The organism is Asaia platycodi JCM 25414 (assembly GCF_000614545.1).
GTDB classification, from domain to species: Bacteria; Pseudomonadota; Alphaproteobacteria; order Acetobacterales; family Acetobacteraceae; genus Asaia; species Asaia platycodi.
This window is the reverse complement of sequence record NZ_BAKW01000006.1, coordinates 39,273-62,014: the sequence shown is the minus strand read 5'-3', so window position 1 is coordinate 62,014 and position 22,742 is coordinate 39,273. Positions and strand designations below refer to the sequence as shown.

General features: G+C 60.4%; 21 protein-coding genes and 3 pseudogenes. 13 read left to right on the top strand and 11 right to left on the bottom strand.

The features are described 5' to 3' along the window. Window positions 1–257: 257 nt before the first annotated feature. The 6 genes from JCM25414_RS06835 to JCM25414_RS22910 form a co-directional block, all read right to left on the bottom strand. Window positions 258–1,019 carry a DUF2125 domain-containing protein gene (locus tag JCM25414_RS06835; protein WP_025841141.1) on the bottom strand — a complete coding sequence of 254 codons (762 nt, stop codon included), beginning with the start codon at window positions 1,017–1,019 and terminating at the stop codon, window positions 258–260. Window positions 1,020–1,348: 329 nt separating this feature from the next. Then, window positions 1,349–2,092 (bottom strand): lysophospholipid acyltransferase family protein, encoded by a 744-nt coding sequence (locus tag JCM25414_RS06830; protein WP_025841140.1) that lies wholly within the window; start codon window positions 2,090–2,092, stop codon window positions 1,349–1,351. 233 nt (window positions 2,093–2,325) lie between these two features. Then, window positions 2,326–2,916 (bottom strand): YdcF family protein, encoded by a 591-nt coding sequence (locus JCM25414_RS06825; RefSeq protein ID WP_025841139.1) that lies wholly within the window; start codon window positions 2,914–2,916, stop codon window positions 2,326–2,328. After that, on the bottom strand, window positions 2,913–3,821 hold the full coding sequence (locus JCM25414_RS22920) for a cell division protein FtsX (RefSeq protein ID WP_025841138.1): 909 nt from the start codon (window positions 3,819–3,821) through the stop codon (window positions 2,913–2,915). The genes JCM25414_RS06825 and JCM25414_RS22920 overlap by 4 nt, the downstream gene beginning before the upstream one ends. Beyond that, window positions 3,818–4,498 carry a cell division ATP-binding protein FtsE gene (locus tag JCM25414_RS22915; RefSeq protein WP_025841137.1) on the bottom strand — a complete coding sequence of 227 codons (681 nt, stop codon included), beginning with the start codon at window positions 4,496–4,498 and terminating at the stop codon, window positions 3,818–3,820. Before JCM25414_RS22915 ends, JCM25414_RS22920 begins: the two co-directional genes overlap by 4 nt. Before the next feature lie 36 nt (window positions 4,499–4,534). Continuing rightward, window positions 4,535–4,945: a hypothetical protein gene (locus tag JCM25414_RS22910; RefSeq protein WP_025841136.1), complete on the bottom strand. Its 411-nt coding sequence runs from the start codon at window positions 4,943–4,945 to the stop codon at window positions 4,535–4,537. A 202-nt stretch (window positions 4,946–5,147) separates the two neighbouring features. On the opposite strand from JCM25414_RS22910, the gene JCM25414_RS06805 reads away from it, so the two are divergent. The 7 genes and pseudogenes from JCM25414_RS06805 to JCM25414_RS23675 all read left to right on the top strand — a co-directional run bounded on the left by JCM25414_RS06805 (window position 5,148) and on the right by JCM25414_RS23675 (window position 11,712). Further along, on the top strand, window positions 5,148–7,019 hold the full coding sequence (locus JCM25414_RS06805; RefSeq protein ID WP_025841135.1) for a response regulator: 1,872 nt from the start codon (window positions 5,148–5,150) through the stop codon (window positions 7,017–7,019). Beyond that, a complete protein-coding gene (locus JCM25414_RS17990) occupies window positions 7,016–8,785 on the top strand; it encodes a response regulator (RefSeq protein ID WP_148300981.1) in 1,770 nt (589 codons plus the stop codon). Before JCM25414_RS06805 ends, JCM25414_RS17990 begins: the two co-directional genes overlap by 4 nt. Beyond that, complete coding sequence (locus JCM25414_RS23315; protein WP_159101720.1) at window positions 8,776–8,940, top strand: hypothetical protein; 165 nt, start codon at window positions 8,776–8,778, stop codon at window positions 8,938–8,940. Before JCM25414_RS17990 ends, JCM25414_RS23315 begins: the two co-directional genes overlap by 10 nt. 88 nt (window positions 8,941–9,028) lie before the next feature. Next, window positions 9,029–9,606: pseudogene (gene hslV / locus JCM25414_RS17985) on the top strand (ATP-dependent protease subunit HslV). Then, window positions 9,606–10,922, top strand: a complete 1,317-nt coding sequence (hslU, locus tag JCM25414_RS06790) for an ATP-dependent protease ATPase subunit HslU (protein ID WP_025841134.1) — start codon at window positions 9,606–9,608, stop codon at window positions 10,920–10,922. Before hslV ends, hslU begins: the two are co-directional and overlap by 1 nt. Further along, complete coding sequence (locus tag JCM25414_RS06785; protein ID WP_025841133.1) at window positions 10,919–11,404, top strand: SufE family protein; 486 nt, start codon at window positions 10,919–10,921, stop codon at window positions 11,402–11,404. The genes hslU and JCM25414_RS06785 overlap by 4 nt, the downstream gene beginning before the upstream one ends. Further along, entirely contained in the window at window positions 11,401–11,712 is a 312-nt protein-coding gene (locus tag JCM25414_RS23675) for a hypothetical protein (RefSeq protein ID WP_025841132.1), read from the top strand. Before JCM25414_RS06785 ends, JCM25414_RS23675 begins: the two co-directional genes overlap by 4 nt. A 115-nt stretch (window positions 11,713–11,827) precedes the next feature. On the opposite strand, the gene JCM25414_RS27090 is transcribed toward JCM25414_RS23675, so the two are convergent. The 3 genes and pseudogenes from JCM25414_RS27090 to JCM25414_RS27085 form a co-directional block, all read right to left on the bottom strand. Beyond that, window positions 11,828–11,977 (bottom strand): hypothetical protein, encoded by a 150-nt coding sequence (locus JCM25414_RS27090; RefSeq protein WP_456303450.1) that lies wholly within the window; start codon window positions 11,975–11,977, stop codon window positions 11,828–11,830. Further along, window positions 11,935–13,693, bottom strand: a pseudogene (locus JCM25414_RS17980) (membrane-bound PQQ-dependent dehydrogenase, glucose/quinate/shikimate family). Before JCM25414_RS17980 ends, JCM25414_RS27090 begins: the two are co-directional and overlap by 43 nt. 5 nt (window positions 13,694–13,698) lie before the next feature. Further along, window positions 13,699–14,244, bottom strand: coding sequence for a hypothetical protein (locus tag JCM25414_RS27085; RefSeq protein WP_456303449.1), 546 nt, complete (start codon window positions 14,242–14,244; stop codon window positions 13,699–13,701). Window positions 14,245–14,531: 287 nt separating this feature from the next. On the opposite strand from JCM25414_RS27085, the gene rpmI reads away from it, so the two are divergent. From rpmI to lpxB, 5 genes and pseudogenes are all read left to right on the top strand, one after another. Beyond that, the gene (gene rpmI / locus JCM25414_RS06770) at window positions 14,532–14,735 is read left to right on the top strand and encodes a 50S ribosomal protein L35 (RefSeq protein ID WP_023978115.1); all 204 of its coding nucleotides are present in this window, start codon (window positions 14,532–14,534) and stop codon (window positions 14,733–14,735) included. 12 nt (window positions 14,736–14,747) lie between these two features. Further along, window positions 14,748–15,134, top strand: a complete 387-nt coding sequence (gene rplT, locus JCM25414_RS06765; protein WP_025841131.1) for a 50S ribosomal protein L20 — start codon at window positions 14,748–14,750, stop codon at window positions 15,132–15,134. Window positions 15,135–15,245: 111 nt separating this feature from the next. Beyond that, window positions 15,246–16,316, top strand: a complete 1,071-nt coding sequence (gene pheS / locus JCM25414_RS06760; RefSeq protein WP_025841130.1) for a phenylalanine--tRNA ligase subunit alpha — start codon at window positions 15,246–15,248, stop codon at window positions 16,314–16,316. 4 nt (window positions 16,317–16,320) lie between these two features. Further along, window positions 16,321–18,778 (top strand): annotated as a pseudogene (gene pheT, locus JCM25414_RS25885) (phenylalanine--tRNA ligase subunit beta). Between the two features lie 6 nt (window positions 18,779–18,784). Beyond that, window positions 18,785–20,005, top strand: coding sequence for a lipid-A-disaccharide synthase (gene lpxB, locus JCM25414_RS06750; protein ID WP_025841129.1), 1,221 nt, complete (start codon window positions 18,785–18,787; stop codon window positions 20,003–20,005). Window positions 20,006–20,012: 7 nt separating this feature from the next. Here lpxB and hisI read toward each other — a convergent pair whose 3' ends face one another. Both hisI and ygfZ read right to left on the bottom strand, forming a co-directional pair. Then, complete coding sequence (gene hisI, locus JCM25414_RS06745) at window positions 20,013–20,435, bottom strand: phosphoribosyl-AMP cyclohydrolase (protein ID WP_025841128.1); 423 nt, start codon at window positions 20,433–20,435, stop codon at window positions 20,013–20,015. Window positions 20,436–20,478: 43 nt separating this feature from the next. Beyond that, window positions 20,479–21,228, bottom strand: a complete 750-nt coding sequence (ygfZ, locus tag JCM25414_RS17970; RefSeq protein WP_242403412.1) for a CAF17-like 4Fe-4S cluster assembly/insertion protein YgfZ — start codon at window positions 21,226–21,228, stop codon at window positions 20,479–20,481. 217 nt (window positions 21,229–21,445) lie between these two features. Here ygfZ and JCM25414_RS21565 point away from each other — a divergent pair, with 217 nt between their 5' ends. Then, window positions 21,446–22,690 carry a cache domain-containing protein gene (locus JCM25414_RS21565; RefSeq protein ID WP_051535739.1) on the top strand — a complete coding sequence of 415 codons (1,245 nt, stop codon included), beginning with the start codon at window positions 21,446–21,448 and terminating at the stop codon, window positions 22,688–22,690. Window positions 22,691–22,742: the final 52 nt, after the last annotated feature.

Here is a 22,742-nt window from a genome sequence, read left to right as displayed (position 1 = left end):
GCAATAAAATGTCATTCCTACCCACTGGAAAAGGCAGATCGAGCTGGTCCGGTATCCTTGCCGTTTGTTCATCGAGCGTCTTGAAGATCCCTGCGTAATCCGGATTCACGCGCAGCGATTCAGGGGCATGGGCGATTCCGTAACGAACAAAGCCCTGCAAGCCTGAGAGATGCGCCAGAGTGTCCCTTCCCCGTCATGAGAGAGATTACCGCGCGCGACGCAGGAAAGGGGGCCGAGTTCGAAGGAAGCGGTCTGTATTAAATAGCGTCCATTTCCCATGTCATGGTCGATTGTGGCCCTGACTCGTGAGTGTCGCCCTTCAGTGCCGTGACGATCAGGTGCAGGTCGCGCGGCGGTGGCAGCAGGGCGAGAAGCGTTTTCAGACGATTGCCCGTCATGCCTTGGGTCGTGGCGGGTGTGAGCTGATCAGGCGCAATCTGGCTGGCTGTGGACTGGTCGTTCACGAACTGGGGCAGCACCGTCTTCGCACGCAGTTCGACAGCCCATGCAGGGGCGTCGTGCCCGTTCTCGATGCCGGGGATCAGCCTCGCGGTGAAGCTCTGGAGCGAGAGCTCCTCGACCCCTTCGATAGGCGCCCCAGCAACCGTGACCGTTTCCGAAGTCAGTGTTGCAATGCGTGAGGAGGTGGCGAAGCGGCCACTCAATGCGCCCGTCATCAGCGAAAGGCGTTCACCGAGCCTGACGATCTGAGTGCCCTTCGCGTAGAAAGACAATGACAAGGGGTGGAACGGGCTTGTGACGATGCTGAGCTGCATGCCCGCCCAGAGCCGGTTCTGAGGCCCCGTGAGTACCGGCCGGGTAAAGACGATCTGAGCCCCCCAGGGGCGCCAAAGGACGCGCTTATCCTGCCAGGCAAGGTTCCAGCCCCTGGATTCGAGTTGAGCAGGCAGAGCGGTGAGGGCGCGGTCGAGCCGGACAAGGCGCCATGACGCGGCCCCGATCAGGGAGAGTAACAGAACCGTAACAGCGATCGCTGCAAAGAACAGGGCTTTTCTCACCGGAGTAAACCTCCGCCATTACTGCGCAAGCCGGGATTTCCACAGGCCGATTTCACACATTTAATGAGAAAGAGCACAATTTATCCCCAGAGGTGACACGGAGCTTGCGATGGAACGAAAAAGACTCTTCGACAAGGGCTATGAAAGCGCAAATGCCTGTGTTAGATGCCCCAACCGCTCATTTCTGCCGGAACAATATAGGGACAAAACCCAGCATTTAAGGCGATTGTCCCTTGACTCGCCTTCCGGCCAGCCAGTTCAGGCACTTAGGGAGCAAGCAGCGGGTCATCCCCAATCGATACCCGGCTTCTGCACAGGAAAGCCTCTGATCATCGAGGCGAGTCCACAGAGTTATCCACAGGGTGCGGTAAACCGTTTTCCACACAAAGCTTGTCCCAGGATTTGTAGATCGAGTCGATGAGGGAAAGCCGCCCGGCATTGGCTGGAAGAGGGCATCCTACGGCGATAATGATCTCGCCGGGGCGCATCATCCATCCTCGACGCGGCCAGTGCAGCCCGGAATTTGTGGCAACAGGAATAACTGGAGCTGCGGCCTGTTTGGCCAGTGCCACGATGCCCGGCTGCAACGCCACACGTTCGCCGGGCAGGGTGCGCGTGCCCTCCGGGAAGATGATGATCTGCCGTCCTTCGTCGAAATGGGCCTGTGTCGCTTTCATGAGCGCGCGCAGGGCTTTGGCGCCTGCTGCCCGCTCTACGGGCACCATGCCCGAAAGCAGCAGCATGGGGCCGATGAACGGAATTTTCGTGAGTTCCTGCTTGATGACATAGGCAGGGCGCTTCGCCAGTATCATCCAGATGAAACCATCGAAATAGGCCTGGTGCTGCGAGGCGATCAGGCAGGCGCCCTCTGGCAGGTTCTCCGCCCCGGTAACGCGTACGCTGACACCGCAGAAGACTTTCAGCCCCCAAAGTGTGAGCGATGACCAGAGCTGCGCGTAGCGTAACGCTGCCTCATGGCGGCGGAGGGCACGTATCGGCATGGCCCCTAAGCCCATGATCAGAGTCAGGATCACAAAATAGATGATGAAGAGAAGGGCGCGTATCCGGTTCATGAATTCCCCCAGTTCCGGCTCTGTTTCCGATCCTCACCAGAGCCCTGTTCATGTGCGCTGGCTTGCAGCTCGGAAGCCAATCTTCTGAATGGGCGCCCCGATCCGGTCGGTCGATTCTGTTTGGTCCGAGAAGCTCTAGAGCAACAGGCGCCCCGATGGAATTCGACGGGACGGGCTCCGCTTGAATAAAGGCGCAATCCGTCCCGATCATGTCTTTCCTGGTGGTCGCTGTGTCAGGCTGGCGGCGTCAGATTGATTCCGCGCGACAGGCCTAGATGAGAGCCGATCCATTTCATGTACTCATGGAACAAGAGTCTGAACGTCGCGCGATCGGGGCTGCGCCTCAGGGCGGGCGATCGTACCGGGTAGGGATGCAGCGTCAGACCGGGTGCCGCGCGGTGCAGCTCGAGCATGGCACGTCTGATATGATAGCCCGCCGTGACGACAAGCAGGGAGTGGATCCCGTTCTGGGCGGCCCATTCTGCCGTTTCGGAGCCATTGCCGATGGTGGAGACTGCTCTGCGCCCGAGCGTGATGCGTGAAGTCAGGTCCGGGCTGAGGGCGATGGGGGCGTGTTCGGCGAGCTGTGTCAGCGTGGCATGGGGCCCGACGCCCGAAATGAGCAGTTTTCTGCCCACGCCCTTGTCGAGCAGCGACAGCGAGGCCTCTATCCTGTCGCGACCTCCAGTCAGGGCGACGATCCCGTCGCAATGGACCGGATTCGACACCGGGTGAAGCGCATCGACACAGAACCACGCAAAGCCAGCGCACCAAGAGAGGGCCAGAACGAGAATCAGGAATGGCACCGCAAGCCAGAATTTCACGGCAGTCTCCGCAGCCACAGCCGCACCGTGTATTGGGCCACTGCAAAACTCAGCAAGGCCACCAGAACCGGCACGCAGGCCAGAGACTGCCATAAGGCCTGCGGCAGGCTGACCCAGATAGAAAGCCACTCCGACACGCCATGAGGCCAGAGGGAGAGTCCGGCGTTGTGCTGATCCATGAAAGGCAGAATGAGCCTGTGCAGAACTGCAAGCGTCGCACCACCGAGAATCGTACCGAGAACGCCGCCTGCAAGGCCGAGCCCTGCGCTGCGCCAGGCGATTCGTCGCGCAATCAGGCTGTCACGCGCGCCAAAGCCATGCAGGATCTCGATCGTGCGGCGTCTGGCGATCAGGGTCATGCGCACCGAGAGCGTCGTTACTCCGGCTGTGGCGAACCCGGCAAGGAGCACGGCCAGCCAGGCGCAAGCCTGAAGGCTGTGGCCCAGAAGCGTGAGCCTCTCGCCCCATTTGGCATTTTCTTCAAAAATGGCAGAGGGGGCGACTGTGTCGAGTATGGCAGGAAAATCGGTTGCAGGGGCTCCGCTTTTCCGCGTGACGGCCAGCACGACGGGCAGATCGGAAAGCTCGCCCTGCATCGTCCCGAGCCATGGCCGCAGAATAGCCCGTATCTGTGTCTCAGGCAGTGTTTCGACGGTTGCAATGCCCGGATCGCTACGTAGAACGGCGCTCAGTCTGTTCGCGGTTGACCCGGCGTCGCCGGTAAAGTCGGGAATTTCGATCGTGACATGCTGCGCCGCGCCATTTTCCCACTCACGCGAGAGGCTGCGTGCTGCGTTCCACCCCCCAAGAGCGAGGGCGGCTATGGCAGCAACAGCCGCAATGACGGGAATCAGCCCATGGTCGCGCCTGCCGAGATGCAGGCCATCGGGCAGGGCTCGGCTCATCGCAGCGGCATCCCCGCAAGGCGTCCGTTTTTCAGCGCTATGCTTGGATACTCTACAGCACGAAGCAGGGCTTCGTTATGGGTTGCGACAATGACGGTAGTACCCGAACGGCTCAGTGCCTGAAGAGCTTCGACAAGCTGCCAGCTTTGCCCTTCGGCCAAGGCGTTCGTCGGCTCATCGGCCAGAAGAAGGGAGGGGCGCATGACGAGGGCACGCGCGATGGCAACGCGCTGACGTTCGCCGCCCGAAAGCTGGTCGGGCAGACTGTGCTTCTTGCTGATCAGGCCGAGCCAGTCGAGAATCGACACGATCTCACCTTCGATCGTTCCACGCGCAGCGCCTGCAAGTCGCAAGGGGAGAGCGATGTTGTCGAAAACATCCAGTTCGGAGAGCAGACGGAGGTCTTGCGGAATGAAACCGATTTTCTGTCTTAGCTGGGCGCGTTGTCGCCGCTTGGCGCTCTTGATGTCGACACCCAGAATTTCGACCTGCCCCTCATCGGGCAGGGACTCTAGATGCATCAACTGCAGAAGGCTCGATTTGCCGGCGCCCGATGGGCCAGTCAGCCAGTGGAAGCTGCCTTGGGGAATATCGAGGGTGATTGCCTCAAGAACCGGGCGCCCCTGAGCCCGGCGGCCTCTTTCATGTCTATAGCTCACATTGCGAAACCGGATCATGAACGCTCCCGGATCATGAACGTCTTGAACGGGAAATTACATATTGCGGGCGGCCACGGCCGAGATCGTTGCACCGACCGCCGCGATGGCCATGAGCAGGAAGCCGTCGAAAATCAGGCCGCCCGGCGTCATGACATGGCTACCGATCGTCAGGTGATCGGGGATGCTGCCGACGACATGGTTCATGACGTCCTGTGCCTGCGGATCGCTTGATGCACTGCCAGTCGTAATGGCGGAGAGCGCACGGGGCAGGGCCATCCAGCCGATACCGATCACGAGGCAGAGCGGGGCGAGAACTTCGGCGACCTGCTGGGCGAAATAGAAGACGAAATGGCAGATCGCCCAGAACGTGGTACGCACGAAACCGATACCGGTGGGCGTGCGGGCCTCACGATCTTCGCTTGCCTGGGCCAGACGTGACAGGGAAGGGCGGGATGGAGCTTCCATGGGGCGCTTTCAGCTTGTCGTAACGGGCACGGGAAAAAGGCGTCCAGTCGAAGCTGGCCACGTTGTCTGTCGTTGAGGTAGCTGCCAGCGCGACGAAATGCAATGATTGGCAAAAGCCGAGCCCGATAATCACCCATTCCGGACCTTGAACGGTTACAGTCGTTCCTTGAGGCGTGTATGATATGATGGACCACGACACTGCATGACCATTTCCGACACGCAACTTCCCCTCATCCTCATCGTCGAGGAATCCGACAGCCAGGCCCAGGCTCTCGTCGCACTACTCGATAATGCGGGGTTTGCCGTTCGACGCGTGGCAAGCGGTGAAGAAGCGCTTTCCTGCCTCGATGACGGTCTGCCCGATCTGGTTGTCTCGGATTATCATCTGCCCGGGATGAATGGCGGCCAGATGGCTCGTCAGTTCCGCATGAATGCCCAGACGCGCTCGATTCCGATCCTGATGCTCACCGAAGACGTGGCACCGGGGCTGGAGCGAGAGGGCCTCGAAAGCGGGGCGGATGCCTATATTTCGAAATCGGCGCATCCTGACCTGCTGGTCCTGCGCATCAGGGCCTTGCTGCGCGAAGGGTCCGATTTTCTGCAGGCTGATGAGGCCGGGCGTTTCAGGCGCGCGCGCATCGTCATCGTCACCAGCCCCAGAGGTGACGATTGTGAAGAGGAAATAAGCGAGAGCGCCAATTGGGCACGTGATGTCTCGGGGGCTTCGCTCGGTGAGCTGCTCTGGCGTGACGGGCATACGGTTACCACCGTCACGGCGTCGAGCGAGCTGATCAATGGTGCATGGCTGGGGGGCGAGGAAGGGCCGGATTGTCTCGTGCTCGACCTCACCTCGCGCCTGCTCGACGGGGTCAATTTCTGTCGTCGCCTCGATGCGCGGCGTCAGGACGTGCTCGAAGCCGGCGGCACATCCTTCCGTATCCTCGGTATCGTTGATGCAGACCGGTTCCGGCGTCATTCAGCGGCCGATCTCTTCGATGCCGGGCTCGACGATCTTGTCCCGAGCGACATCGCGCCGGATGTGCTCGCTTTGCGCATAAGGGTGCTCGTACGCCGCAAGCTGGCGCAGGACGAGATCAGGCAGCAGGAAATCAAACGTCAGGTACGCGAAGTCGCCCTTCAGACGGCCCAGAGTGAGGCGCGCGCCATCGCCGCGAAGGCGGCCATGGCCGAGGCGCTTGCTCATGCCAATGCCGAGCTCGCCGATGCCAATGCCCGTCTGATCGAAACTCAGGCCAAGCTGGTTCAGACCGCCAAGATGGCGTCGCTCGGCGAACTGGTGGCCGGTATCGCCCATGAAATCAACAATCCACTCGCGTTTACGCTGGCACATGAGGAAACGATTGCGCGCGCCCTGCGCAGGCTGATCGAGACCGAGGGGCCGCTTCAGCCTTCCCAGCTTACCCTGCTCGAAAAATGCTCCAACCGTATCGGAGCCATGAGACTGGGCCTGCAGCGCATCCAGAATCTTGTCCTGAGCCTGCGTCGCTTCTCGCGTCTCGATGAGAGCGCGTTTCAGGATACGGATGTCGTCGAGGCAATCGACACGGCGCTAGCGCTTCTGGCTCACAAATTCGGGCGCGAAATCACGGTCGAACGGCATCTGGCGGCGCCACGTATGCTGGTTTGCCAGCCCGCCCTGCTGCATCAGGTTGTCATGAATATCGTCAGCAACGCCGCCGATGCCATTCGTTCGCGTGCCGAAGTCGAGGGGCTTGAGTCCGGTGCGCCAAGCGGCAAGATCGTGATCGAGACGGTGCTCAAGCAGAATGAGCAGGGGGCAAATTACGTGATCAGCGTGGCCGATGACGGTCCCGGCGTGCCTCCCGATCTGCGCGCCAGGGTTTTTGAGCCTTTCTTTACGACCAAGCCGGTAGGAATGGGCACAGGCCTCGGACTGGCAATTGCCTATGGTGTGATCGAGGCTCATGGAGGCTCGATTGATATTGAAGATGCCAATCTCAGTGGCGGTCAGGGGGTAGGGGCGTGTTTCACACTTTCTGTTCCCGTCCGACTGACCCCGACTGGCCCGGTTACGATAGGACGCAGCGCATGAAACGCACCGAGATGTCTGTTCCCTACGGGCGCAGCCGCATTCTCATCGTCGATGACGAGGCGGAAATCCTCGTGGCGCTGACCGATCTGCTGGAAGACGAGTTCGATATTCTGTCCAGCACGGACCCTGTCGAAGCTCTGGGCTTTCTTAAGAAGTCGCCCGATATAGCCGTGATCGTCTCCGATCAGCGCATGCCCAACATGACCGGAGATGTACTACTCAGCAAAGCGCGTGAATTTTCCGACGCGCGTGGCATCCTGCTGACCGGCTATGCCGATCTTGCGGCTGTTGTGGCCGCTCTCAATCAGGGCCGCATCCAGTTTTACGCTCATAAGCCCTGGGAGTCTGATTCGCTGCGCGCAATGGTGCGCGAGGTGGCCGCCCATCACCGGCTCGAGCGGGCGCTGATGACCGAGCGCGTGTTGCTGCATGGTGCGCTGGAATCAGTTCCGATGAATGTCGTGTTCTCGGAAGCCAATGGTACGGTACTGCGCCATAATTTCGACGTCGACGCCCCCCTCAACGCCAGAGGGGATATCGAGGAAAACACGCTGTTCGAAGAAGCGCTTCGTCCTGAAATCACTGCCATGCGCGAGGAGGCAAAGGAGCATGGCGAGGTCATGCGCCTCGTTTCAGAGATCACGCCGGGGGGCACGCGCTGGCATGAGATCTCGCGTCAGACGCTACCCTGGCCGCGCAACGCTTCCGGCGTGCCGTATCCCGCCGCTCAACGTTGGCAGCTCAGTCTCGATCGTGACGTCACCGAACGCCTCGCTATGGAAGAACGCCTGCGTCAGGACGACAAGATGCACGCGCTTGGCACCTTGGCGGGTGGCATTGCGCATGACTTCAATAATCTGCTGACTGCGATGCTGGGTTCGCTCGAATTGCTGCAGGATATGACGCCTGCGAGCGATCCGATGGTGACGAAGCTTTTCGATAATGCGCTCGATTCCGCGCGGCGCGGCACTGTGCTGACGCGACGTCTCCTGGAGTTCGGTCGGCCCAAACCTGTGGCGCTGAAGCCGGTCGATCTTGTCGAGCTGATCTGGAACATGCGCGATCTGATCGTGCAGAGCCTGAGCCGCACCAGCGACCTGAGAGGCGAGACAGGCCGGTGCACCCTGGATCTCGATGCTGTGCCGCGCGATCTTCGGGTGGCGCCGGTGCTCAGCGATCCGGGGCAGCTCGAAATGGCGCTGCTCAATCTCTGTATCAATGCCCGTGACGCGATGCCTCGGGGCGGGTCGATCAGTATCCGCCTTGTCAGCGAGACCAACGTGGTTGGCGCTCCCTGTGTCATCCTCACTGTGGAAGATCAGGGCTGTGGGATGCCCCCAGAGGTGGTACGCCGCATTTTCGAGCCCTTCTTCACGACAAAGGGGCTGGGAAGCGGAACAGGCCTCGGTCTTTCGACCATCTATGGGTTCCTGCAACGCAGCGGTGGCGATATCCGGGTCGAAAGCGTGCCCGATGAAGGCACGAGCATGATCGTGACCCTTCCCGTCTGCGCGCAAGAGCAAGAGAATGAGTTGGCCCCTGACAGGGTGGACGCGCAGCCCTCGAGGCCTTTGCGTATCCTGCTAGCCGACGACGAGCCGGGCGTGCGGCTCGTGACCGAGCAGTTCCTGACACAGGACGGGCACAACGTCGTCAGCGTACCCGATGGCGCTGATGTGATCAGCTATCTCGAAAAGGGAGAGGTCGTCGATCTGGTCGTGCTCGACCTGCTCATGCCCGGCATGGGCGGGCGTGAATGCGGCTGATCGTGGCAGCGCGCTATCCCGATCTGCCGGTGCTTTATGTCAGCGGTTACGCCGATCCGCAGAATCTGCCCGCTCAGGCTTTCGTGCTCGGCAAGCCGTTCACCCCGCAGGAACTGCGCGAGGCGATCTGCGCCACGATGCGCAAGCGAGGCTGAGCCACAGCACAGCATAACATCAGACAGCTGCTCCGTCAGGCAGGGTTTCGATCTTGTCTGACGGCGCATACCGCTTATGTGTGGAAGCATGCAGAATTCTTCTTCTTCCCATGATCCTGTTGGTTGGCATGGCACCACGATCCTCTGTGTCCGTCGCGACGGACAGGTTGCCATGGCGGGCGACGGGCAGGTGACGCTTGGCCAGACCGTCATCAAGGGCAATGCCCGCAAAGTGCGACGTATTGGTCCCAAAGGCGCCATTCTGGCTGGTTTTGCCGGTGCGACGGCCGACGCCTTCACGCTGCTCGAACGTCTCGAAGCCAAACTCGAACGTTATCCCGACCAGCTGGAGCGAGCCTGTGTCGACCTGGCCAAGGACTGGCGCACCGATCGCTATCTGCGCCGGCTGGAAGCATGATGGCGGTCGCTGATGCCCATCGCTCTTTCACGCTGACGGGTAATGGCGACGTGCTCGAACCAGAAGACGGCATCATCGCCATCGGTTCTGGTGGGAATTATGCCCTTTCTGCAGCACGGGCGCTGATCGATATCGAGGGGCTGACGGCGGAAGAGGTGGCACGCAGGGCCATGGAGATTGCAGGCGATATCTGCGTTTACACCAACCATTCCGTTCGGGTGGAACTGCTCGGCGGGGAGTCGCTGTAATGGAAATTCCGAATTACTCGCCGCGCGAAATCGTCTCCGAACTCGACCGCTTCATCATAGGGCAGAACGAAGCCAAGCGTGCCGTGGCCATTGCCATGCGTAATCGCTGGCGCCGGGCGCAGCTTCCTGATGCTCTGCGTGATGAGGTCGTTCCCAAGAACATTCTGATGATTGGTCCGACCGGCTGCGGCAAGACGGAAATCGCGCGCCGCCTGGCCCGTCTGGCGCAGTCGCCTTTCCTCAAGGTCGAGGCGACAAAATTCACCGAGGTTGGCTATGTCGGGCGCGATGTCGAATCGATCGTGCGCGATCTGGTCGAGGTGTCACTTACCATGCTGCGCGAGGCGCGCCGCAAGGATGTGAATGCCAAGGCGGAGTTGGCTGCCGAAGCGCGTCTTGTAGACGCGCTGGTCGGCGAAACAGCGTCGGCAGACACCAAGACCAAGTTCCGCCAGATGCTGCGCAATGGCGAGCTTGAAGACAAGGAGATCGAGATTCAGGTTGGTCGCGAGGCGGGCCCCGGCGATATGCCGGATATGGCGGGCGGTACCGTTATGAACGCGGCGGCTTTCGGCGATCTGATGAAGAATCTGATGAATCGCTCGCCGCAGAAGCGTCGCCTGACCATTGCGGCAGCACGCCTGTTGCTGATCCGCGAGGAGGCCGACAGACTGGTCGATAGCGATGCGCTGACACAGGATGCCGTGCGCCACGTGCAGGATCATGGCATCGTCTTTCTCGACGAGATCGACAAGGTCTGTGCCCGCTCGGGTGAGGGGGGTGGCCGTAGCGGCGACATCTCGCGCGAAGGTGTGCAGCGTGATTTGCTGCCGCTGATCGAGGGTACGACGGTCACGACTAAATATGGCCCGGTGAAGACGGATCATATTCTCTTCATCGCGTCCGGTGCCTTTCACCTGGCAAAGCCTTCGGATCTCCTGCCCGAATTGCAGGGCCGTCTTCCTATCCGCGTCGAGTTGGCTGGTCTGACGCGTGACGATCTCAAACGCATTCTGCTCGAACCTGAACATTCTCTGCTCAAGCAATATGTGTCGCTGCTTGGCACCGAGAACGTCACGCTCATTTTCGAAGACGGTGCGGTCGAGGCGATGGCAGAGCTGGCGGCGGACATCAATGAGCGCGTCGAGAATATCGGTGCCAGACGTCTGGCAACGGTGATGGAACGCCTGCTGGAAGATATTTCCTTCCGCGCTTCCGATCTCGGTGGCGAAACGATCACTGTCACGGCGCAGGATGTTCAGGAGCGCGTGGCCCCCCTTGCGAGCAAGGGCGATCTCAGCAGGTTCATCCTGTGAGCGGCGCGGTACTGGCACCCTGGGTGCAGCCCGTCGACGGGTCGGCAGAAGGGGCGATTGCGGCGATCAGCGACGAACTGGCCATGTTCGATGACTGGATGGATCGCTACGAGTACATCATCGAGATGGGGCGCGGGTTACCCGCTTTTCCGACCGAATGGCAGAACGACGCCCATCGTGTGCCCGGTTGTCAAAGTCAGGTCTGGCTTGAAGCGCATGAGGCAGATGGCGCTCTGTTCTTTGCTGGTGCCTCGGACGCCGCCATTGTCAGCGGGCTCGTCGCCTTGTTGCTGCGCGTCTACTCAGGGCGCAGCACGGCAGAAATCGACGCAACGGACCCGAAATTCCTGCACGAGCTTGGTCTGGTAAAGGCGCTTTCGACAAATCGGGGTAATGGCGTGGAAGCCATGGCCCAGGCCATAAGCTCGTGCTCGCGCCTGAATGAAAAAGACCCGGCAATGCCGGGTCTTTTTTGTGCTTGATCCGTCGATCCGTCCTGCTGGGTCGTATCAGTCTTGCCGGGCGCACCGTCGGCGGGTGTAGCCGTCGGGGCAGACTTGGTATCTTCCTTGGGGGCAGCGTCAGCTTTGCACTTCATGAACTTGCCCTTGGCATCACGGCATTTCTCGGCCTTGGGCTTCTCGCACTTCGTGAATTTGCCGGTCGTCGCGTCGCGACATGGCTTGGCATAGGCGGCTGGCGCAGCCGTCGCGCCGAGCAGGAGTGTCAGGGCAAGAAAACCGCGAAGCATGGCTCAATTCCTTCGTTTGAGAGTGCTGAAACACTCTGACATTATTTGCGCAGGTGCAAGGATTTTCACCTGAGTCACAAAAGCGTCTCAACAAGAACGGCAGATACAAAAAAACCCGCTCTGAGGCGGGTTTTCCGTGCGTCTGCTGAACCGGTCAGTTCGGCAGGGCATAGGCGATGACGTAATCGCCCATCTTGGTGCCGAACGAGCCGTGGCCGCCAGCATAGGTCACGATGTACTGCTTGCCATTGGCAGAGTAGCTCATCGGGGTGGACTGGCCACCGGCAGGCAGACGGTCCTGCACAGTGTCTTGCCTGTGGTGACATCATAAGCGCGGATGTAGAAGTCCAGCGTCGAGGTCAGGAAGGCAACGTTACCCGCCGTGGTGAGCGGGCCACCGAGCTCGGTACGCCGATCTTGAGCGGCGGCAGCTGCACAGGCAGCGAGCTGCTGTAAAGGCTGTCCCGCAGCGTACCGTTGCGATGCTGCCAGATCACCTTGTTGGTGCGCAGATCGATACCGGCCATATAGCCCCAGGGCGGACGCTTGCAGGGGATGGGCAGGCCGACCTTGGTGGTGATCGGGTTCAGGAACGGGCTGAGCATGATCGCATAGGGTGCGCCATAATTGTGCTGCAGACCGGTTTCACCACCTGAGCCTTTTCTGTTGCCATCTTCCGGCCAGAGCGGATTGCCCGGACCACGGGGGACCAGCCGCGAGACGAAGGGCAGGGCGATCGGGTTCGAAATGGCGATCTGGCGCTGCGGATCGACCGCGAGGCCACCCCATTCGAAGATGCCGAGATTACCCGGGAAGATGAGCGAGCCGCGTTCGGACGGTGCAGTGAACGTGCCCTTGTAGTCGAGCTGATGGAATGCCACGCGGCAGATCAGCTGATCGAACACGGTGCCGCCCCACATATCCTTGCCCGTCAGCAGCGCCTTCGGACGAAGGGTCAGCTCGGAGAAGGCTGGGTCGGTGAAACATGGTCGCCCTTGACCACTTCCTGCGGCACGGGCAGTTCCGGTGCGCCTACGATGAGCTTGCCATCGCGACGATCGAGTACGAAGACATTGCCCGTCTTGGCCGGCGCATAGATGGCCGGGACGACAGTGCCGTCTTTCTGGGTGATGTCGACAAGGCTCATCTGCGCCGGGAGATCCATGTCCCACAGATCGTGGTGAACGGTCTGATAGCTCCAGGCCAGCTTGCCGGTATCGGCATGCAGCGCCAGTACGGCCGAAGCATAGCGCTCGGCATCCGGGGTGCGGTTGCCGCCCCACTGGTCAGGCGTCTGAACACCGGTCGGGATGTAGACGAGACCCAGATTGGCGTCATAGGACGCGGTGATCCAGGAATTGGGCGAGTTGGCCACATATTTGTGGTCGTCGCTCGGCATTTCGGTCGGGTCAGGATTGGACGGGTCGAATACCCAGACCAGCTTGCCCGTGAACAGATCGAATGCGCGCGTAACGCCCGACGGCTCCTTGGTGGAGTTGTTGTCGGTCACTGCGCCGGAAACGATGACGACCTTGTCGGTTACGACCGGCGGGGATGTCGGCTCATAGCCGCCCACATGGTCATAAGGCATATAGGGCGTGCGCAGATCGATCTCGCCGTTCTTGCCAAAGCTCGGGCAGGCCTTGCCGGTCTTGGCATCGACCGCGAACATGCGACCGTCATTGACGGGCAGGAACAGGCGCTCATGGCACTCATCCGGCGCAGGCGTGCCATCGGAGGTCACGGCGCTCGCATCGGATTTGTGGTAGGTCACGCCACGGCATGTCAGATGCTGGAAACCCGGATTGACATAGAGATGAGGGTCGAACACCCATTTCGTCTTGCCGGTCGCGCCGTCGACAGCCCAGAGCTTCTGATGAAGCGAGCAGAAATACAGCGTGCCATCGATAGCCAGCGGCGTGGCCTCGTTCGTGGCTTCACCCGGATCGTTCGGCCCCTTGAGGTCGCCGGTACGCATCGTCCAGGCAACCTTGAGCTTGCTCACATTGTCCGAATTGATCTGCGTCAGCGGCGAGAAGCGATCGCCATACTGGGTACGACCGTAAGCCTGCCAGTCGCCATCGGAACCTGCGGTGCATCGCTGCCGGCGGCGGCGATCTTGTCTGTCGGCAGGTTGCCTTCCTTGTCGCTCGGATCCTGCACGAAGGCGACGACCACGACGATCAGCGCAAGCAGGACGCTGCCAGCGAGGGGGAAGGTGGCAAGGCGGCTCGTGGTGATCTGCCGACTGACGAAGGGCAGAAGCAGCCAGATGCCAAGAATGACGATGACGTCGCCACGCGGAACGAGCGACCAGAAATCGATGCCGATTTCGCCGATCGCCCAGGCGAGTGAGCCGAGAATGATGAGGGTGTAGAGCCAGAAAGCCGCCGGGCGGCCGGTCCAGACAAGATAGGCGGTGGCCAGAAGGGCGATACCGCAGACTGCATAATAAGGGGTGTCGCCATAGCTCAGGAGCCAGACACCGCCGAGTGTCAGATATATGCCACAAAGGGCGAATATCACGGCGGTGAGGGCTGCCCAGAACCGCGGCCGGGAAACCGTGTTCATGCGTCGTCCTATATGAGGTTTCGTGGTCAGAAACATTGTGAAAAGAGACCGCGTGGAAAAAGGCGCAAATGTTGATCTACGTCAAGAACGTCCCACATTATGGTTAAGGTCCCGTCTAACCTAAAGTAAATGTTTATGCGCGTTAAAACGGGTTGTGTAGGGCAGAGATGTCCTATAAGTGCCGCCTTTCGAACGCGCGTCCAGGCGATGGTAGGGCATGCCTGGCCGCTTGGTGGTGGTTGCGAGTGATTGCGACAAGCCGCCTGATATGTCGAGAGGAGAACGAAATGCCCAAGATGAAGACCAAGTCGTCGGTCAAGAAGCGGTTCAAGATCACCGCGACCGGCAAGGTGATGTGCGGTCCAGGCAACAAGCGCCATGGCCTCATCAACCGTCCGCAGAAAATGAAGCGCACCAATCGCGGCCCGCAGACCATGACGGACATGGATGCGAAGACCGTGAAGCAGTGGGCCCCCTACGGACTGGCTTGAGGAGCAATATAAATGGCACGTGTTAAGCGCGGCGTAACGACGCACGCCCGTCACAAGAAGGTTCTGGATCTCGCCAAGGGTTACCGCGGCCGGTCTTCTACCAATTATCGCATCGCTCTTGAGCGCGTCGAGAAGGCTCTTCGTTATGCCTATCGCGACCGTCGCAACAAGAAGCGCGATTTTCGCGCTCTGTGGATCCAGCGTATCAACGCTGCCGTTCGCGAGCAGGGCCTAACCTACAGCAAGTTCATCAATGGTCTTGCAAAGGCTGGCATCGAAATCGACCGTAAGGTTCTGGCCGCCATCGCATTCGATGACGCCGCAACCTTCGCCGAAATCGTGAAGCTGGCTCAGATGGCCCTTGATCTGCCTGCTGAGGAGCAGACGGCTCAGGCCTGATCTGCCGCTTTTCTGATTTTGCAGATTTGATAGAAAACGGGCCGTCCTGTATCAGGACGGCCCGTTTTCTTTTTTGACGGTACCACCAGACGAACGATGGGACAGGCAGTGATGGGCGATGATCTGGAAGCGCTGAGAAGCGAAACTCTCGAAGCGTTGGCGCAGGCGCAGGATCACGCCGCCTGGGATGCCATTCGTGTGGGTGTGCTGGGCAAATCGGGTCGGCTGACCCGGCTGCTCAAGGAGCTGGGCAAGATGAGCCCCGAAGAGCGCAAGGAACGCGGTCAGGCGTTGAACCGCCTGCGCGATGCGCTTAACGGCGCTGTCGAGCAGCGCGGCCAGGAAATCGCCGAGGCGGCTCTCGAATCGCGTCTGAAATCCGAACAGGTCGATGTGACCCTGCCTGCTCCGGCGACTCCGCTCGGACTCATTCACCCGATCAGCCGCACCATTGAGGAAATGACGGCTATTTTCGGCGCGATGGGCTTCAGCGTTGCCGAAGGGCCGGATATCGAATCCCAGTGGCATAATTTTTCGGCGCTCAACACGCCCGACCATCATCCGGCGCGTACGGAGCACGACACCTTTTACCTTCCGGCCACGCATGATGACGCTCCGGCGCGCGTGCTGCGCACCCAGACATCGGGCGTGCAGATTCGCACCATGCTGACGCAGGAGCCTCCGATCCGCATCATTGCGCCGGGCCGCACCTATCGTGCCGATCATGATGCCACCCATTCACCGATGTTCCATCAATGCGAGGGGCTCGTCATCGACAAGGGCATCACGCTTGGCCATCTCAAGGGATGCCTGATCGAGTTCCTGCGCGTATTTTTCGACAAGCCAAACCTGCCGGTGCGTTTTCGCGCCTCCTATTTTCCGTTCACCGAGCCCTCGATGGAAGTCGATATCGGCTGGTCGCGTCAGACCGGTGAGATCGGCGGTGGCACGGAGTGGCTGGAGGTTCTGGGTTCGGGCATGGTGCATCCGCGCGTTCTCGCCAATTGCGGCCTCGATCCTGCCATCTGGCAGGGCTTTGCCTTCGGTATGGGTATCGAGCGTCTCACGATGCTGAAGAACGGTATTCCCGATCTGCGCTCTTTCTATGAGAGCGATCTGAGGTGGCTGCGTCACTACGGCTTCTCCTCCCTGTCTTCCGCCAGCCTCGCAGAAGGAGTCTGAAACCATGAAGTTCACCCTTTCCTGGCTGCGCGAGCATCTCGATTTCACGGCCTCGCTCGATGAGATCGTCAGTGCGCTCAATACGATCGGCCTTGAGGTCGAAAGCGTCGAGAATCCGGCTGACAGCCTGCGCGGTTTCCGCGTGGCGAAAATTCTTGAAGCCCATCGCCATCCCGATGCCGATCGCCTGCAGGTCTGCGTCGTGGCGGCAGGTGGCGATTATGAAAAGGTGCAGGTGGTTTGCGGAGCGCCGAACGCGCGCACCGGACTGCATGTGATCTTCGCCCCTCCCGGCACCTATATTCCCGGCAGTGATATCACCATCAAGGCAGGCAAGATTCGCGGTCAGGAGAGTGGCGGCATGCTGTGCTCGCTGCGTGAACTGGGTCTGGGCGCCGAGTCCGACGGCATCGCCGAGCTGCCTGAAACAGTTGTGCTCGGCCAGGCCTATGCCGACTACGCAAAGCTCGATGATCCTGTGATCGATATCTCGATCACGCCGAATCGTGGCGATGCCTTGAGCGTACGCGGTATTGCCCGCGATCTGGCGGCTTTCGGCCTGGGTCATCTCAAACCCTGGCTCGTAGACACTGTTGAAGGTCGTTTTCCTTCACCGATTTCATGGAATGTTCAGTATGAGGCGGCTTGCCCCTTCGTTGCCGGGCGTCTGGTGCGTGGTGTCAAGAACGGCCCGAGCCCTGATTGGCTGCGCCAGAGGCTGGAATCGATCGGGCTGAAGCCCATCAGCACGCTGGTCGATATCACCAATTTCCTTACCTTCGATCTGGGGCGCCCGCTCCATGTGTTCGATGCAGCCAAGATCAGCGGCACGAGCCTTTCCCTGACGCGCGCAGCGCGTGAGACTTCCGCGCTCTTGACGGGCGCGATCTTATTCTGGGCATCGATGATCTCGTTATCGTCGACCAGGTAGCGTCCAGTCTCTCGCCGGGCTGATCGGCGGCGAGGCGACCGGCGTCTCCGATGAGACGGTCGACGTCTTTATCGAAGCCGCCCTGTTCGATCCGGTGCGCATCGCTCTGACCGGGCGTCGTCTGGCGGTCCATACCGATGCGCGCCAGCGTTTCGAGCGAGGGATCGATCCGGCGCTGGTTCTCTCGGGGCTTGAGGCCGCCACGCGTCTCATTCTTTCGCTATGCGGCGGCGAAGCCAGTGATGTGACGAGTGCAGGGAGCCTGCCTGAGTGGCAGCGTGAGGCCTGGCTGCGCTTCGAGCGTCTTGAAAGCCTCGGTGGGGCGCAGATCGAGTCCGACGAAGCCGTTCGTATTCTGGAGCATCTTGGCTTTGCGGTGAAGGAGCGTGACGACGCGCGCGCCTGTTTTGCCGTACCCTCTTGGCGCAACGATGTAGCGATGGGCGTGACCCTTGATCAGGCGCCGCATCTCGACCCCGATCAGGCTCGGAACGCGGCGGCCTCAGTCCACGCGATCGAGGCGGAAAACGACCTGATCGAGGAAGTGCTGCGTATCCATGGTCTGGATTCGATCCCGCCGCAGGCTCTCCCTCAGAAGACGGCCATAGCGGGTCCCGCCCTGACGCCGGGGCAGAAACGTCTTGGAGAACTGCGCCGCCTTTGCGCCATGCGTGGCCTTGTCGAAACCGTTGGGTTCTCTTTCGTCTCGCATGAAGATGCGCTTTTGTTCGGTGGCGCCCCGGAAGGCTGCGTCTGCTGAACCCGATCGCCTCCGATCTCAACCAGATGCGCCCCACGCCACTGGTCAATCTGGTGCGCGCCTGGCAGCGCAACGCGGCGCGTGGTTTTGCCGACGCGGCGCTTTTCGAGATCGGGCCGTCCTTTCATGCCGATGGTCAGAAACTGGTGTTGGCTGGACTGCGCGGCGGTGAAACGCCCCGCCGTCCGGGTGCGCGGGCTCAGGCCAGAACGCTCTGGGACGCAAGCTGATCTGATGGCCGCGCTGGACACGTTGAAGCTCCCTTCCGAGGCGCTGAGCATCACATCGGATGCGCCGGGTTATTATCATCCCGGTCGTTCGGGTGTCGTGCGTCAGGGTCCGAAAACGGTGCTGGGCTGCTTCGGCGAGCTTCATCCGCGTGTCACGAGGGCAATGGGAATCGACTCCACGCTCGTGGTGTTCGAGATCTGGCTCGATGCGGTGCCGCTACCCAAGGTGAAACGTCGTCAGGCGCCGGTTTTGTCAGCCTTCCAGCCGATCGGTCGCGATTTCGCCTTTATCGTGGCTCCCGGTGTCGAGGCACAGGCCGTGCTGAAGGCCGTGCGCGGCGCAGAGCGGACGCTCATTACCGATGTCAGCCTCTTCGATGTTTATGAAGGGACGCCGCTGGAAGCGGGTCACCGCTCGCTTGGCATCGAGGTAACGCTCCAGCCGATCAAGGCCAGTCTGACCGATGAGGAAATCGAGGCTGTGTCCGAGAAAATCATTGCTGCCGTTGCCAAGGCAACTGGCGCAGTCCTGAGGCGCTGAACGCTCATGCCCCAATCAGCCATCGCCCCTCGTGTCATCTGGCTTCTGGCAGGTGAGGCCAGCGGCGATGTGCTGGGGGCGCATCTCATGCTGGCCCTTCATGCGCGCGACCCGCATCTGATCTTTGTCGGGATCGGAGGGCCTCGTATGGAGGCCTTGGGGCTCAACAGCCTATTCCCGATGCGTGAACTGGCGGTCATGGGGCTGGTCGAGGTGCTGCCGCGCATTCGTCAGCTTTCCCAGCGTCTCAACGAGGCGGTCAATGACGTGGTTCTGCGTCAGCCGGACATGATCGTCACGATCGACTCTCCTGGTTTTGCCCTGCGCTTTCTCAAGCGCCTGCGCGATCAGAACGTTCCTAAAATCCATTATGTCGGCCCTCAGGTCTGGGCCTGGCACGAGAAGCGGGTTCACAGCTTTCCCGAACTCTGGGACAGGCTGCTCTGCCTTCTTCCCTTTGAGGTCAAATGGTTTGCCGAACGCGGGGTCGCGGTCGATTTCGTGGGTCACCCTGTGCTGCAATCCGGTGCCGATCAGGGCGATGCGAAGCGTTTCAGGCTACGCCATGGGCTGAGCGAGCAGGCGTCCGTACTAATTCTGATGCCGGGGAGCCGTCGTTCGGAGGTGCCGCGCCTTTTGCCGGTCTATGGCAAGATGCTGTCATTGCTGAAGAAGCGTCTGCCCGATATTTGCCCGGTGCTGCCGCTTTCCCCTCTCGTGGCCCAGACGGTGAAAACCGCTGTTGCGAGATGGCCGGTCAAGCCGATCATCGTAACCGAGCTGCATGACAAGCATGACGCCTTTGCCGCCGCAGGGGCCGCACTGACGAAATCAGGCACGTCGACACTCGAATTGGCTCTGGCTCATGTGCCCATGGCGGTAGCCTATCGTGTCAATCCGGTGACGGCGTTCATGGCGCGCCGTATGATCAAGGTAAAATACGTCGCGATGGTCAATCTACTTGCAGGGCGCGAGGTGGTGCCTGAGCTGCTTCAGGAACGCTGCACACCGGAGCAGCTCGCCGATTCGGCTTATGCACTGCTGACCGATCCTGTTTTGGGCGAGGCGCAAAAAAAGGCCTTCGATGCGGTGATGGCCCAGCTCAAACCTGAAGATTCTGACAAGCATAACGGCACGCCGTCCGATGCTGCAGCCGAGGCTGTGCTCCGGATTCTGAACGAGACGTCACGCAGCGCAAAGACAGACGAGGCAACAGAGCGAGGATGACGCGCGTTCAGTGGCCTTTGCCGTAAAGCGCTTCAGCTGAAATCTCCGGGGCGGTGGTGTCGCGCAGACCTTCGGGTGTGACTTCGTGATAGAAGCAGCTCCGGCGCCCCGTATGGCAGGCCACGCCTTTCTGCTGGACAAGAAGCAGCACTGCGTCGCGGTCACAATCGAGACGGGCAGAAACGAGGTTCTGCGTCTGGCCCGAGCTTTCCCCCTTGCGCCAGAGCGTGTTGCGGCTGCGTGAGAAATAGCAGACCCGCCCTGTTTCGAGGGTTTCGGCCAGCGCCTCGCGGTTCATCCAGGCGAGCATCAGGATTTCATGCGGCGCCTCGGCGGACTGGGCCATGGCTGCAATCAGTCCGTCTTTATCGAATTTGACCGTATCGAGAAGGCTATCCAGCATCTGTCGGTCGGGGGGGGCGTAGCTCATGGTGTTTCTTCTCCGAACCAGTCAGGCAATCGCGGCGTGAGGATCAGCCCTCATGCGTGATGTCTTGCGCCCAGACTTCACGTCGAAGGAGGGCAAGGCCATGCGTCCCGATGCTGCTGCGCATCTGGCCGATTTCGCGCTCGCCATCCTTCAGGATCGTGCCGGGCTGGGGCAGGGCCTGATCGCTTTGCACGGGGACAAGACGTTTCTTGACCAGACCTCGGTAATGCGTGCGCGCCGTCAGTTCCTGACCCATATAACAGCCTTTCTGAAAAGAAATGCCGTTCAGCCAGTCGAAATTGGCTTCGAGCAGCAGGGTCTTTTCGCTTTCGCAATCGCTGGAATCGGTCACGCCAAGGTTCAGGCGATGGGCATGATAGGCGTTGAGGGCATCAGCATCATTTGCGTTCCCGGCAGGGGCGATACGGCGTGAGCCGACAGCGTTCAGCCTCGGGTCGGCTCGCGCATCCTCGGCAGTCTCACTGTCCCAGAGTGCCTCGACGCCAAGAGCAGTTTCCTCGATCTGCACATCGGCACGCAGACGGAAGCGGGAGAGCCGGGTGCTCAGGAATGCCGCATGATCTGCGGGTACATCGAGAAGAAGCATCTCACCGTTACCCCAGATGAAAAAATCGGAGAGGTAGCGCCCCTGCGGTGTCAGAAAGCCTGACCAGATCAGGTTTCTGGAATCAGCCAATGTCACGTCATTTGACACGAGCCCTTGCAGAAAGCTTACCCTGTCCTGCCCGCTGACCGAGAGGACCGAGCGATCCGTGAGCCATGCTCTTGCCATTATCGTTCTCCAGTTCGGACAGTATTGGTAGGAGATGCGGGTTGCGGCGCCCGGAAACAAGAGAGAAGATGTGAACGCGACGCATCGGTTATTCGCACGTTCTGTTGTCAACGCAAGTCATTCCCCTCAGGAGGGGAGATCCTGGGAGGCGTGATTTTTGCCTGTTTCCGAGATTTTAGATCCGGCTGACCCGGAAGCCGAAACGAGAAGGCGTCGTTTGATCGAACTCGTCGCCCCCATTCTTGGGGTTGTGCTCGTCATTATCGTGATCGTTGCCGTGACGCTTCATTCCTATCAGAAGACACGTGGCGGGGTGATCGCGCTCTCCCAGGATCTGCTGCGCGAAGAGCAGAAAAACATCACCCAGCAAGTATCGGACTATCTTGCTCCGGCTCCTGCGACGGCCATCGTGGCAAGAGATGTCATCACCGATCCGGTCACGGATGCGCCGCCAAAAGTGTTTTTAGACTACGGCGCCTCGATGCTGCGGAACGTCATTCAGGTCGAGAGTTTCTATCTTGCCGATGATCGCGGCACATTCTGGTTTATTGACCGTGCGCCCAAAGACATTTCCGACGGGATGGAATGGGTACATCTGCAGCGTGACAAGAATGTCTTCAGGCATTGGTATTATGACAAGGACGGCAAGCTCGTCCGCGTTGTGGATACGCCGGGAAAGAACTACGATCCGCGTCAGCGTCCGTGGTACAAGGGCGCCTTCGAGCACCCCGACCTCAACTGGTCCGACCCTTACCCGACTGTTGCCACCGAGCAGCTGATCGTGACAGCGGCGAGTGTGCTGCACACGACTGACGGGCATCAGGCGGTCTTCGCGATCAATATCTCGCTCAACCGGCTCACCGATTTTCTGGCGGCGATCAAGATAGGCAAAAGCGGCAAGGCCATCGTCGTCGACAAGCAAGGGCGCGTGATTGCTGGCAATCACCTGCTGGACGTGGCGCGCAAGGCAAACTGGCAGTTCGACAAGATGCTGCTTGACCCTGTGACGCAGCCAGTTTTCACCCGTGCGTTGGCTTTGTTTCACATCTATGGCGCCGGTGTGCATCTCATCAAGGCACATGACACGCAATACGTCACCATCATGGCCTCGCTGCACAAGATCCGCCCGGGCTGGGTGCTGTTGCTGAATGCGCCTGAAAACGACTTCGCCGCTTTCGCCGCAGCAGCGGGAAGGCAGGGACTGCTTTTCTCGATGGTGATCGTCGTTCTGGCGGCGCTTCTCGCGGGTTTTCTCGTGCGGCAGAACCGCCGTACAGAACGTCTGCGGCGACAGATCGGCTTCGAACGGGCGCAGGTAAAGGCAGAAAGTCAGGCGCTCAACGCCATGGCAGGTACGCCCAATCTCCTCGACCCTTCGCAGGACGCCCCTTTGCTTACCCAGCGTCTGGCTGAGCTGCCAAGCGCGTCGTGTCGGGCTTTGGCGTTCGGTCGGCGAGGATGAGCGCCTGCTCTGCGAAGACTCCTATGACCGGTCGACTGACGCGCACAGCGCT

Coding starts and splice junctions, on each gene's coding strand:
- lpxB (WP_025841129.1), top strand. CDS start 18,785: ATGCCCCAATCAGCCATCGCCCCTCGTGTCATCTGGCTTCTGGCAGGT.
- JCM25414_RS06830 (WP_025841140.1), bottom strand. CDS start 2,092: ATGAACCGGATACGCGCCCTTCTCTTCATCATCTATTTTGTGATCCTG.
- JCM25414_RS22920 (WP_025841138.1), bottom strand. CDS start 3,821: ATGAGCCGAGCCCTGCCCGATGGCCTGCATCTCGGCAGGCGCGACCAT.
- JCM25414_RS22915 (WP_025841137.1), bottom strand. CDS start 4,498: ATGATCCGGTTTCGCAATGTGAGCTATAGACATGAAAGAGGCCGCCGG.
- JCM25414_RS06805 (WP_025841135.1), top strand. CDS start 5,148: ATGACCATTTCCGACACGCAACTTCCCCTCATCCTCATCGTCGAGGAA.
- hisI (WP_025841128.1), bottom strand. CDS start 20,435: ATGAGCTACGCCCCCCCCGACCGACAGATGCTGGATAGCCTTCTCGAT.
- JCM25414_RS23315 (WP_159101720.1), top strand. CDS start 8,776: ATGCGGCTGATCGTGGCAGCGCGCTATCCCGATCTGCCGGTGCTTTAT.
- hslU (WP_025841134.1), top strand. CDS start 9,606: ATGGAAATTCCGAATTACTCGCCGCGCGAAATCGTCTCCGAACTCGAC.
- JCM25414_RS17990 (WP_148300981.1), top strand. CDS start 7,016: ATGAAACGCACCGAGATGTCTGTTCCCTACGGGCGCAGCCGCATTCTC.
- rpmI (WP_023978115.1), top strand. CDS start 14,532: ATGCCCAAGATGAAGACCAAGTCGTCGGTCAAGAAGCGGTTCAAGATC.
- rplT (WP_025841131.1), top strand. CDS start 14,748: ATGGCACGTGTTAAGCGCGGCGTAACGACGCACGCCCGTCACAAGAAG.
- JCM25414_RS22910 (WP_025841136.1), bottom strand. CDS start 4,945: ATGGAAGCTCCATCCCGCCCTTCCCTGTCACGTCTGGCCCAGGCAAGC.
- JCM25414_RS27085 (WP_456303449.1), bottom strand. CDS start 14,244: ATGAACACGGTTTCCCGGCCGCGGTTCTGGGCAGCCCTCACCGCCGTG.
- ygfZ (WP_242403412.1), bottom strand. CDS start 21,228: ATGGCAAGAGCATGGCTCACGGATCGCTCGGTCCTCTCGGTCAGCGGG.
- pheS (WP_025841130.1), top strand. CDS start 15,246: ATGGGCGATGATCTGGAAGCGCTGAGAAGCGAAACTCTCGAAGCGTTG.